At 49.5% G+C, this 12,192-nt stretch carries 7 protein-coding genes; 3 read left to right on the plus strand and 4 right to left on the minus strand.

All coding sequences use genetic code 11. From position 1 onward, the window contains the following. Positions 1 to 54 precede the first annotated feature (54 nt). Positions 55 to 2,112, plus strand: coding sequence for a S9 family peptidase (locus F458_RS0108230; protein WP_018982930.1), 2,058 nt, complete (start codon positions 55 to 57; stop codon positions 2,110 to 2,112). Between the two features lie 140 nt (positions 2,113 to 2,252). Here the strand turns inward: F458_RS0108230 and F458_RS0108235 are convergent, their stop codons facing one another. The 3 genes from F458_RS0108235 to F458_RS0108245 all read right to left on the minus strand — a co-directional run bounded on the left by F458_RS0108235 (position 2,253) and on the right by F458_RS0108245 (position 6,547). After that, complete coding sequence (locus tag F458_RS0108235; protein WP_040610221.1) at positions 2,253 to 2,972, minus strand: ZIP family metal transporter; 720 nt, start codon at positions 2,970 to 2,972, stop codon at positions 2,253 to 2,255. A 19-nt stretch (positions 2,973 to 2,991) separates the two neighbouring features. Then, a complete protein-coding gene (gene pepQ / locus F458_RS0108240; RefSeq protein ID WP_018982932.1) occupies positions 2,992 to 4,308 on the minus strand; it encodes a Xaa-Pro dipeptidase in 1,317 nt (438 codons plus the stop codon). Positions 4,309 to 4,492: 184 nt separating this feature from the next. Continuing rightward, positions 4,493 to 6,547: a transglycosylase SLT domain-containing protein gene (locus F458_RS0108245; protein WP_018982933.1), complete on the minus strand. Its 2,055-nt coding sequence runs from the start codon at positions 6,545 to 6,547 to the stop codon at positions 4,493 to 4,495. Between the two features lie 441 nt (positions 6,548 to 6,988). Between F458_RS0108245 and fadB the strand changes: the two genes are divergently transcribed. Then, a complete protein-coding gene (gene fadB, locus F458_RS0108250; protein ID WP_018982934.1) occupies positions 6,989 to 9,139 on the plus strand; it encodes a fatty acid oxidation complex subunit alpha FadB in 2,151 nt (716 codons plus the stop codon). 17 nt (positions 9,140 to 9,156) lie between these two features. After that, the gene (fadA, locus tag F458_RS0108255) at positions 9,157 to 10,320 is read left to right on the plus strand and encodes an acetyl-CoA C-acyltransferase FadA (RefSeq protein ID WP_018982935.1); all 1,164 of its coding nucleotides are present in this window, start codon (positions 9,157 to 9,159) and stop codon (positions 10,318 to 10,320) included. A 39-nt stretch (positions 10,321 to 10,359) separates the two neighbouring features. Here fadA and F458_RS0108260 read toward each other — a convergent pair whose 3' ends face one another. After that, positions 10,360 to 11,334: an integron integrase gene (locus F458_RS0108260; protein ID WP_026294584.1), complete on the minus strand. Its 975-nt coding sequence runs from the start codon at positions 11,332 to 11,334 to the stop codon at positions 10,360 to 10,362. Positions 11,335 to 12,192 lie beyond the last annotated feature (858 nt).

Below are 12,192 nucleotides of genomic sequence, written 5' to 3' on the forward strand. Positions count from 1 at the left end.
GCTCGTGTCGTATTGGCCCTGCATCACAAACCTGTAATGCGATAAGGGTACAATATGAATAAAATACCAACGGCTATTGCTGCGCTCGCTTTGGTGGGTACGCTGTTAGGGTGCACCAGCAATGAGAACAGCCCGACAACTTCAGCACAAACTACTTCTCCCCCACCATTGATCCCACGTGATGTACTTTTTGGTAATCCGGAACGCTATCAGGGACGACTGAGTCCTGATGCCACCAAAATGAGTTTCAGAGCTCCTGTCGATGGGGTTATGAATGTGTGGGTTGGCGACCGCGGCGATTTTGGCAGTGCCAAACCTATCACCGAAGACACCGGGCGAGGTATTGCGACGCATTTCTGGGCTCTGGATAGCGAACATGTGATGTATATTCAGGATCAGGGGGGCGATGAAAACTGGCACCTTTACAGCGTAGACCTGACCAGTGGCGAAGCCATCGACCTGTCGCCGTTTGACGGGGTGCAGGCACAGATGATTGGCCAGAGTGAGGCGCACCCGGGCGTAGTAGTGGTGGGAATGAATGATCGTGACCCTAAGTGGCATGACGTCTACCGGGTGTCACTGGCAGATGGTGAGCGCACATTGTTGCAAGAAAATCCGGGGTTTGGAGAATTTTATGTAGACAATGATTTGGCCGTACGTCTGGCCATGAAAACGCTGCCGGACGGGTCAGCCAATATCATGCAAAAAACGCCGTCGGGCTGGACACAGTGGCAGACTATTCCTGCGCAGGATGTGCTGACCACCTACATTGTCGGCTTTGATGCAGATAACGAAGGGGTTTACATGCTCGATAGCCGTAATCGCGACAAGGCAGCGCTGGTTCACATCGCTATTGATGATACCACTGACACCACCCCCAAAGTCATTGCCAGCAGTGAAAAAGTAGATATCTCCAATGTGCTTATCAATCCGCAAACCCATGAACCTATGGCCTATGCCCTTGACCATTTAAAGCTCAAATATCATGCCACTCAGCCTGACTACGAGCCACTGATTAAAGCGTTTAACAAGCAGGTGGCAGGTGGCACTCAGGTGTTGGCACAATCATTGGACAATCAGTACTGGACGGTATATACCAATGAAAGTGACAGCTCACCGGTCTATAAGGTTTTCAATACCGATACCGGCGCTTTGAATGAATTGTTTGTGACACAGCCAGAGATAGATAATCTGCCGCTGTCCAAAATGCACGGCGTCGTAATCCCCTCACGGGATGGCATGGAGCTGGTCAGTTATCTCTCGATTCCCCGTCATGCCGATCCGGATCAGGACGGTACACCCGAACAAACCTCCCCCCTGGTTATGCTTGTACACGGCGGCCCGTGGGCCAGAGATACCTATGGGTTTAATGCCCAGGCCCAATGGCTGACCAACCGTGGGTATTCTGTTTTACAGGTAAATTACCGATCTTCCACCGGCTTTGGGAAAGCTTTTGTCAACGCTGGTAACAAAGAATGGGCCGGGGCTATTCACAATGACATTCTGGATGCAAAAGACTGGGCTGTGGAACAAGGTATAACCACCGCAGATAACGTCGCCATAATGGGTGGAAGCTATGGTGGCTATGCCACACTGGTTGGCCTGACGTTTACGCCAGACGCATTTAGCTGTGGGGTAGATATTGTCGGCCCATCAAACCTGGTCACCCTGATGGAATCTATTCCGCCTTACTGGGAAAGCTTTCGCCAGGTATTTTATAATGCCATCGGTAACCCCGAGACCGAAGCCGGCATGGCACTGATGAAGGAGCGCTCACCGCTTTCTCATGTTGATAAAATTAACAAACCTCTGCTGATTGCTCAGGGTGCTAACGATCCGAGGGTAAAGCAGGCAGAATCCGACCAGATTGTTGAGGCAATGAAAGCCCGCGATATTCCTGTCACATATGTGCTGTATCCTGATGAAGGACACGGTTTTCAGAAACCTGAAAATAATCTGTCATTTTTTGCCGTCGCTGAGTCGTTCCTGGGCACCTGCTTAGGAGGCCGCGTGCAACCGGTAGGTGATGACTTTGAAGGTTCCAGTATTGAAATTGTTCACGGCTTAGATTATCTGCCACAGATCGGAGAGCAGATGCAGGGGACAATGTAGCAGAAACTGGCGATAAGAATTTCTTATCGCCGTCTTTCGGTAAGCTACCACGCTTTGCCGTCTACTGAACAGCCGCTGATGTTACGTCGCTTAATACTGCCTGAAACCGTGCCATTCCACAGCAAACAATGTTAAGCCCGCTAGTGACCGCTCATCATATATCCGACCATGCCGATTAAAAATCCCAGAATCGCCCCCAGTGGCGGCAACCAGGAATTCTGCATTTTTATCTGCGGCGCTATATCCTGAAACACAGAATAAAGAATCCCGCCGGCAGCAAAGAGCATAATACCACCGACCAGCGTAGTGAAATCGGCTAAAAAGTAAAAGCCCACTAATGCCATAACCGGTCCCAAAAGCGCCAGCAGAGCAAAGGTTACGATAAGCGATTTTGGTGAGTGCGACCCGGTCTGACGAATTTCACGAAAAGCATTGAAACCCTCTGGCAGGTTTTGGACGGTTATCAATACCCCGATAAGCATTGTATTGCCGCCAAGCGCAGCGGCAGTGCCCAATGCAACGGATTCAGGAATAAAATCAGCAAGCATTGCCGCAAGCTGGCTGGCGGGGTTTTCGTGGGCCGCCAGATAACGGTCCAGCGCCATAAAGCTCAGCGCCCCGGCAAGAAAGCAAATAGCGGCCACCGGCACTGAAAGCTCTCTGGTGCCCTCAGGCACCAGCACCAAGGCCACCGCTGAAATCAATGCCCCGGCGCCCAGCGCCAGAACACCGTGCCTGAGCTCTTCTTCCAACCATCGTGGCTGTAGATTCTCAATGTTTGCCAGAATAGCGCCGGCTGGCATAGCCATGCCTGCGACTGTAGCAATAACGATTAAATTGACGACGTGGGAATCCAGCACTGGCAACAATCAGAGCTCCTTATAAACCAAGATCCCGGGTCATATTTTCATTCTTGTCCCGGTGCACAATAATATTATCCTCGATACGGATGCCCCCATAAGGACGATATAAATCTACCGTATCCCAGTTGATATACTTAGAGGCTTCAGTGGATTTCAGATCAGCCAGCAGGCTGTCAATGAAATACAGTCCCGGTTCAATAGTAAATACCTGGCGCGGCTCCACCATCCGCGTACAGCGCAAAAACGGATGTTCATCAGGTGATGGCTTGGGCGTACCACGGTCATCATTTACCTGACCACCCACATCATGTACCTGCAGACCTAAGAAATGACCGATGCCGTGGGGAAAGAAGGTGCGGGTTATCCCCTGCTCCACAATGTCCTGCGGTGGCAAATTCACCAGCCCTACATCATGCAGTATCTGCGCGATACCATCATGGGCCAGCAAATGAATATCGGTATAACCTACATTTGGTTTAAGCGCGTCGCCCAGCGTCACGGTAACTTTATCTACGCGCTCGATAAGCTCGGCAAAACGGTCGTTTTCGCGGCTGTAAGTGCGGGTAATATCGGCCGCATAACCATGAAAGTTTGCCCCTGCGTCAATCAAAAATGAGCGGTTATAGGACGGCGCCTGCGTATCACATTGCATATAATGCAATATAGCGGCATGTTCGTTCAGCGCTACGATACTGTTGTAAGGAACATCGTTGTCGCCCTGACGGCTTGCCTGGGCGTATGCCAGATTGATATCAAACTCGCTTTTACCTGCACGAAACGCTTCTGCAGCAGCCTTGTGTCCTGCCACCGCCAACTTATTGGCCTCACGCATACAGTCCATTTCGTAGTCAGTTTTGTAAGCCCGCTGATAATGCAGGTAGTGCAATACACGATCAGGGTTTACATTCTCAAAGCCCAACGCTTTGGCAACTTCTATGTATTCACCGATATAGGCATAACGAGGCTTATCGTAAGGCAGGTGTTTTTCTACCGCGTCAGCTTGCTGTAGCATTACCAAGTCGAAGTGTTCGGTCCAGAAATCATTTGGCTCTGGCGGCACTTTGTGCCAGAAATCCACCGGACGATAAAATATTAGTTTAGGCTTGGATTTTCCATCTACCACCAGCCAGCAATTAGGGTTGTCCACTACCGGTAGCCAGGCTTTAAACTGCGGGTTTACCTTAAACGGATAATGATTGTCATCCAGAAACAGTCGTTTCCCCTGCCCCGAGTGAATTACCAGACCATCTAATCCTTCCCGCTGAAGAGCCTCTGCGGTGCGCTGCTGAAGCGTATCAATATGTGCCTTATAGGTGGACTCAAAATTTGACATAAAACCTCTTTGAAATGGAGCAGTAAACGGATATATGCCTTTTACTGTAACATTCTCACAGGTATAACTGCCAGTGACGTGCCTGCACAGGCTTCAGGCTGTAAGCCTGTGCACACAATACCTACGCACAACAGGTATGCTTTTTCCAACCAACAACTCGATCTTTTAGCAAGGCACAGGATGATTAATCCGGAGCCAGCTGCATAGCGTTTCGCCTGGATTGCATGCGCTCTGCCGAAGGAATCGCACTTTCCGCCAGTTGCTGGAACAGTGCGCTGGGGGCACCCAGCTGGTATTCATAAATGTAGCGGTATGCCATCACCGCTTTGACGTAGTGACGGGTTTCTTTATAAGGAATATTTTCAATCCAGATATCGGTTTCCATGCTGACATCCTCAGGCAACCATTCAAGCACTTTGCGCCAGCCGGCATTGTAAGATGCCGAAATAAGCACCGGGTTATCGCCCAGTTTATCTCCCAGGTAGCGCAGATACTGCACCCCGTACTGTAAGTTATTGGCGGGTTCAAACAACGCTGAGCGGTTAAGTGTGGGAGTGCTTGTCTGACGGCGGTTATCTGCATTACGCTGGGCCAGATAGCGGGCAGTTCCCGGCATCAACTGCATCAGACCGGCAGCACCGGCCGGTGAAACCGCATCTGCCCGAAATGAGCTTTCCCGTCTGGCAATAGCCATGGCGAATGCTGGCTGCACATTGTAAGTTTCACCTACAGACGTAAATTCGTTGGCATAGGCCAGCGGAAAACGCTTTTCGATATCATTTAGATAGCCGCTACGGGAAAAGCTGATGATAGACTGATCGTACCATCCCCAGTCACTGGCGAGCAGCGCCGCATCTTTGACCTGATCGGTGTCGATATGTGTGAGCAAATAATACCATTCTCGCCGGGCTTCAAGTTGCCGCCCCATTTGCAGAAACTCGTAAGCGCGCCGGGCACTGTCCAGCGCTGCCACTTTTTGAATTGCCTGATTATTATGGGGTGCCGGCTTGTGCAGTAAGGCCGGTTTCTGACCAACTTTGGCACTAGCTAAAAAGCCGTAATAATGGCGCTGGCCGGCCAAATCATTGTAAAGTTCCTCTGCCTGAGCGTGAAAGCCTTGGGCCTCCAGCGCCCGAGCCTGCCAATACATAAAGTTGTCATCACGACGCATGGACGCCGGCGCGTTATTGACCAGGCGCAATACTTCTGCCCATTTTCGGTGGCGCAGCAAATACGCTAAATGCCAGCGTTTGACATCCTCGCGGGCGCCTTCGACATCAGCACGGCGCAGCCAGTCACCAGCGTCGGGGGCATTATCAATGGCTTTACTTAACGCAATTACCCGGTGAACCTGCCTACGCTGCTCATTGCTGAAAATACCTTTTTCAGCATAATGGTTATACGCTTTGACCGCCTTGTCACCGTCTTGCCAGGCCAGTCGTTTGAGCGCGTATATCACCATAGGCTGTTCATAATCGCGATGGGTAAAACTGAACTGGCTGTAATTCAAAATATGCGCGGGATTATTGCGTACCGCCAGCCAGCGATCGGCAAGATGCTGCAACGACCCGGGCAACTTACTTTTAAGATAAGGCACCAGACGCGGGTTGCCAGAGGTGGCAGCTTTCTCAATACGCCCCAGAATCATTTCATCAGTCATCATACCGGCTTTTTGCCACTGCCTGAAAACCGGGTCGCATTCATCAGGCTGCGACTGGCCGCTTAACCAAATGGGCTCAACTTTACTCAGCCAGTAACGGGGATTGCGGGCATCTTCTAATTGATATTGCAAGTACTGGCAGGTAATAGTGGCGCCCAGGCCGTCGCGATAATTAGCCAGGAATGCCGCGCGCGCGCCTTTGTCTGCCAGGTAGCGCAACCAGGACGAGCGAATGCCATAGCTGACAGGTCGGCCATCATAGCGGGCAAGAAACTGCTCAATTTCATCGCGGTGGACCAAATCCATCTGCCGATACAGCCGTTGCCGCTCCAGATACGGGTACAACGGATAACCTTTTAAAGAAGCATATTGCTGCTTTAATTCATCCAGCGAGGCATAGGACACAGTACGCAGCTGTTTTTCAAAATACGTAAACTGCTCGCGCTGCGCGGACTGACCACCATCAGGTAATACGTCAGCCAAAGCGATGCCGCTATGGCCCGTTAACGTGATCAGTGACAGAAAATAAAGACCCGGAGAAAATCGAAAAATGGAAGAAAAGATACTGCTTAACTGCATGATGCCATCCCAAAAGAACGTCTGCTACCTGACCTGCCTACTGTAATAGCCATCTAACATCAGGGGATTTAGGGCAAACTTTTGCACAAATATTCTGCAAGTATGAACAAGTATAGACAAAGAAAATAGTATTACCGACGAATTTAATGTGGCCGACCCTATCGATTTTGAAAACTTCGCTATAGTCATTGCCAGGACTTGCCTGCACGCTTATTCTGGTAATTTATTATACAGCTGTAAATCATAAATTCGACTTGAATTTGTATTACATTGGCTCCATCTGTAAAACAAATTGAAACGCGCGTTTGAATTTTTGTTGAATTTTTCTTTTTGTTTGTCAAAAATCAACCCACCCTAACGCGTTAATGTGTCACAGTGGAACGATAATCGGGTTCAACTGATAAAGCATTAGCAACCCGGCGACCGCCGAAGGAGAATAAAATGATATATGAAGGCAAAAGTCTGGCAGTCAAACTGCTCGACGACGGTTTTGCTGAACTGGTATTTGATGCCCAGGGTTCAGTGAATAAGTTTGATCGCCAGACGGTGACTGAACTGGACGAAGCAACCACAGCGTTAAAAGATCGTAGCGATGTCAAAGGTGTGCTGGTACGCAGCGCTAAATCCGCATTTATTGTGGGTGCGGATATTACAGAATTTACTGCACTTTTCGATGCCCCCGAAGATGAAGTGCTGAGCTGGGTAGAAAAAACCTCTCAGGTATTTGACCGTTTTGAAGATTTACCTTTTCCTACCATCGCAGCCGTTAATGGCTTTGCGCTGGGCGGTGGCTGTGAGATGGCGCTGGCCTGTGACATGCGTGTTGCGGATACCTCAGCGTCAATTGGTTTGCCAGAAGTTAAACTTGGCCTGATGCCGGGCTTCGGCGGTACAGTGCGTCTGCCTCGCGTAATTGGTTCTGACAATGCACTGGAGTGGATGACCACTGGTAAAGATCGCAAAGGTCAGCAGGCGCTGGATGAAGGCGCCGTGGATGCAGTGGTTGCACCGGATGCACTGGTTGATGCAGCGTTATCAATGCTCAAAGATGCCGCGGCTGAGAAGCTTGACTGGCAGTCACGTCGCGCGCAGAAAAAAGCGCCGCTGCAGCTGAATAAAAACGAAGCCACCATGAGCTTTTCGACAGCCCAGGCGATGGTAGCGGCGAAAGCCGGTAAACATTATCCAGCCCCTCACCTGATGGTTGAAACTGTTCAAAAGGCCGCCACGCTGGATCGTGACGGTGCCCTGAAACTTGAAAACCAGGGTTTTGTGAAACTGGCCAAAACCGATGCAGCAAAAGCGCAGATTGGCATTTTCCTGGCCGACCAACAGGTTAAGGGAAAAGGCAAAAAGCTCGCAAAAGCGTCAGATAAGTCAATCGATCTGACTGCAGTACTGGGTGCAGGCATTATGGGCGGCGGTATCGCTTACCAGAGCGCCGTAAAAGGCACGCCGGTCATCATGAAAGACATCAACCGAGATGCACTGGATCTGGGCCTGAAAGAGGCGGCCAAAATTCTGGGTAAAGGTATGCAGCGCGGTAAGGTTGATGCCACCAAAATGGCCTCAACCCTTAATGCTATTACACCAACCCTTGAATACAGCACGTTAAAAGATGCTGATCTGGTTATCGAGGCGGTAGTAGAGAACCCGAAAGTAAAAGCTTCTGTATTGAAAGAGACAGAGGAAACTGTTTCAGATGATGCCATCCTGTGTTCGAATACGTCCACCATTTCTATCGATAAGCTGGCTGAAAGCCTGAAGAAACCTGAACGCTTCTGCGGCATGCACTTCTTCAACCCGGTTCACCGAATGCCACTGGTAGAAATCATTCGTGGTAAAAAAACAACGGATGCAACAGTAAATGCGGTGGTTGCTGCTACCATGAAAATGGGTAAAACACCGATTGTGGTTAACGACTGCCCGGGCTTTTTGGTCAACCGGGTGCTTTTCCCCTACTTTGCAGGCTTCAGCAAACTGGTGCTCGATGGTGCTGACTTCACCAACGTCGACAAAGTCATGGAAAAAGATTTTGGCTGGCCGATGGGGCCTGCGTACCTGCTTGACGTGGTGGGCATGGACACGGCAAATCATGCAGCCGGCGTGATGGCTGAAGGATTCCCAGAGCGCATGGAGTCCATCGACAACGACCCGGTAACGCTGATGTACAACGAGAAGCGTCTGGGCCAGAAAAATGGCAAAGGCTTTTATAATTATGGCACCGACAAGCGCGGCCGTCCCACCAAAGACGCTGCCGATGAAGCCTATGCACTGATTAAACAGCATGCAGCATCAGAACAGTCCTTTGACAAAGATGAAATTATCGCGCGTCTGATGATTCCAATGGCCAACGAAGCGATTCGTTGTCTTGAAGAAAATATCGTTGGTAGCGCAGCAGAAGCTGATATGGCATTGCTATACGGGTTGGGCTTTCCGCCATTCCGGGGCGGTGTATTCCGCTGGATAGAAACCATGGGGCTGGACAAGTTCGTTGAACTTGCCGACAAGTACGCGCACCTAGGTGCGATTTATCAGGTCACAGACGGCGTTCGTAAAATGGCCGCTGATGGCAAATCCTACTTCGCTTAATCCCCAAGGAGAATAACATGAAAGAAGTCGTCGTTATCGATTGTATTCGTACCCCCATGGGTCGCTCCAAGGGCGGTGTGTTTAGAAATGTGCGTGCTGAGACGTTGTCTGCGCACCTGATGACCACCTTACTGGAACGCAACCCGAACCTTGATCCGGCTGAGATAGAAGACATCATCTGGGGTTGTGTACAACAAACCAAAGAACAGGGCTTTAATATTGCCCGTAACGCGCAGTTGCTAACTGATATTCCGCGTAGCACCAGTGCGGTAACCGTTAACCGCCTATGCGGTTCATCCATGCAGGCTTTGCATGACGCCGCCAAGGGCATCATGACCGGCAACGGTGATGTGTTCATGATTGGTGGTGTTGAGCACATGGGTCATGTGCCGATGAACTACAACCTGGATTTCCACCCGGGTCTGGCTAAGCATACTGCTAAAGCTTCAGGCAATATGGGTATGACTGCAGAACTTCTGGGTCGCCAAAATGGCATTACCCGCGAAATGCAGGACGCTTTTGGCGCCCGCTCACATCAGCGCGCCGCCAAAGCGCACGAAGAAGGTCGCTGGGCGAATGAGATAGCGCCGATTGAAGGCCACGATCAAAACGGCGTGCTGAAGATGGTGGATTATGATGAAGTCATCCGCCCTGATACCACGGTTGATACGCTGGCGGGTTTACGCCCGGTGTTTGACCCGGTTAACGGATCGGTTACAGCAGGCACATCATCGGCTATTTCAGATGGTGCATCGGCCATGTTGCTGATGTCGGCCGACAAAGCCAAGGCCCTGGGTCTGACGCCGCGGGCTAAAATCCGCGCCATGGGCGTATCTGGCTGCGATGCCGCCATTATGGGTTACGGCCCTGTACCGGCCACGCAAAAAGCGCTTAAACGTGCGGGCATGAGCATGGACGACATCGGGCTGGCTGAGTTCAACGAAGCGTTTGCCGCCCAGGCATTGTCGTGTATCAAACAGCTAGGCTGGCTGGATAACTACGACGAGAAAGTGAACCTTAACGGCGGTGCGATTGCACTGGGCCACCCTCTGGGTTGTTCAGGTGCCCGTATCAGTACAACATTGCTGAATCTGATGGAATCCAACAATAAGTCTGTTGGTCTGGCAACCATGTGTATTGGTTTAGGTCAGGGTATCGCAACCATTTTTGAGCGCGTGTAACTGACTTAGCAAGAATCAAAAGGGCCTGCGGGCCCTTTTTTATTTTGGCGGCGTAACCGATACCAGAGGACTCACCACTGCATTACCCCCGCGCTGCATAACATGCGTATAAATCTGAGTAGTTTTGACATCGGTATGACCCAGTTGCTCCTGAACAGTACGGATATCCGCCCCTCGTTGCAGTAAATGCGTTGCAAAGCTATGGCGTAATGTGTGTGGTGAAACCGATTTTTCGATATTTGCATCATAGGCTGCATTTCGTACAGCGCGTTGCAGCTGTTTTTCATCAATATGATGACGTCTTAACTGCTGCGATTCGGGATCGATACTTAACTTTGCTGCAGGAAACAGATACTGCCACTGTGGGCTGTATCGTTCAGATGGATACTTTTTTGCCAATTGGTGTGGCATCCATACACCAGCATAGTCAGGCACCGTACAATCCTGCTGCGTTATCTGAATCACGCGTTCACATTGTGTTTGTAACAACGGGATAAGCGAGTCAGCCAGCGTCACAACTCTGTGCTTGCCCCCTTTTCCGTTCCAAATTCGTACGCACTTAAAGTCAAAATCGATATCTTTTACCCGTAGGCGTACGCACTCCATGAGTCTCAAACCGCTTCCGTACAGCATTGCCACGGGCAAAAAATGTCTTTCGCTCACCAGGCCCAGCAAACGGTTCATCTCTTCAATGGTTAGTACTACCGGCAATTTACGTGGTCTGCTGCTGTTCACGAAATCCAGATCTTTGGCAACATCAATTTTTAAATACTTCTGATATAAAAATACCAAGGCATTTAGCGCCGTAGCCTGGGTGCTAGCAGAAAGATTTCGCCTGACCGCGAGCTGGGTAAGATAAGCCTCGATATGACTGCTATCCAGCGTAGTTGGGTGACTGTAATTATGAAAGCGAATATAGTCGGCAATCCATATCAGATAAGTACGAATTGTGCGTTTTGCATATCGCTTCATCATCATGAAGTTGCTTACGTCGCGAATAAACTGTGATTTCATATAAAAATAAAAACAGGATATTCACAGTAGTCGCATGCATCTACTGACCCGAAGAGGGGTTTTGGAAAGTTCATCCCACTGTGGGGTATTTCACACTTGAGAGTAGGTGGTGCAAAAAATTTTGTTTGAGGATACTATGAGTTATGGATACATGCCCGAATGAAAATGGTGTAAATGATTACCCCGTTTCGGGTGATATTAAATTGTTATGTTCTCAAAGGAAGAGTTATTTTTTTGTGCTTATGATAACGAAGCGTTCATCACTTAACTGTAGACGTCAAAATTGGGACTCTTTGGAGTTCCGAAAATTTAGAAGTCATATTGTAAAACTCTGCAATGAAGAATGCAGATCAGCAAGAACGCCTGGTTTGTTTTTGGCTCGAAGAAATAGATTAAAAGCAGTAGCATTTTGTAAGGCAAAATGGGGGCAAGTTCCTCCTGCGCTAGAAAATAAAAAATTGCCCTCAATGTACGAACTCTTTACGTCATCAGGTTGGAAACAGTGGGCAGTAAGGTAAACGAACATAACAATCAAATGTTGGGGACACAAACACGCGGGCTCTGCTTCGCAGTGTAGCCCACGCGTTTGTGCCGCCAAATTAGGGCGTTAGGCGTCATTTACTTACAGCATAAAAAAGTGGCTTCAGTCGTGACATTCCAGCAGCAAGGCTGTTTAGCTAGGTTGTTTTTGCGGCTTGCTTTTTCGGTAATTTCAGCGGCTTTAGCAACGCGCTTTTCATTAACACCGTAACGCCAACATTCTGCATCACCATCTTTCTAAACTCGCTCTTTTATCCAGCAATGTTGTTAACATCTGGCATTTCGCACAGGGTTGTTTTATCTTGAATTCAATAATTT

This window comes from Salinimonas chungwhensis DSM 16280 (genome assembly GCF_000378185.1).
Lineage (GTDB): Bacteria > Pseudomonadota > Gammaproteobacteria > Enterobacterales > Alteromonadaceae > Alteromonas > Alteromonas chungwhensis.

Bases quoted from the DNA above. Each gene is read 5' to 3' on its own strand.
- pepQ (WP_018982932.1), bottom strand. From the start codon at position 4,308: ATGTCAAATTTTGAGTCCACCTATAAGGCACATATTGATACGCTTCAG.
- F458_RS0108245 (WP_018982933.1), bottom strand. From the start codon at position 6,547: ATGCAGTTAAGCAGTATCTTTTCTTCCATTTTTCGATTTTCTCCGGGT.
- F458_RS0108230 (WP_018982930.1), top strand. From the start codon at position 55: ATGAATAAAATACCAACGGCTATTGCTGCGCTCGCTTTGGTGGGTACG.
- F458_RS0108260 (WP_026294584.1), bottom strand. From the start codon at position 11,334: ATGAAATCACAGTTTATTCGCGACGTAAGCAACTTCATGATGATGAAG.
- fadA (WP_018982935.1), top strand. From the start codon at position 9,157: ATGAAAGAAGTCGTCGTTATCGATTGTATTCGTACCCCCATGGGTCGC.
- fadB (WP_018982934.1), top strand. From the start codon at position 6,989: ATGATATATGAAGGCAAAAGTCTGGCAGTCAAACTGCTCGACGACGGT.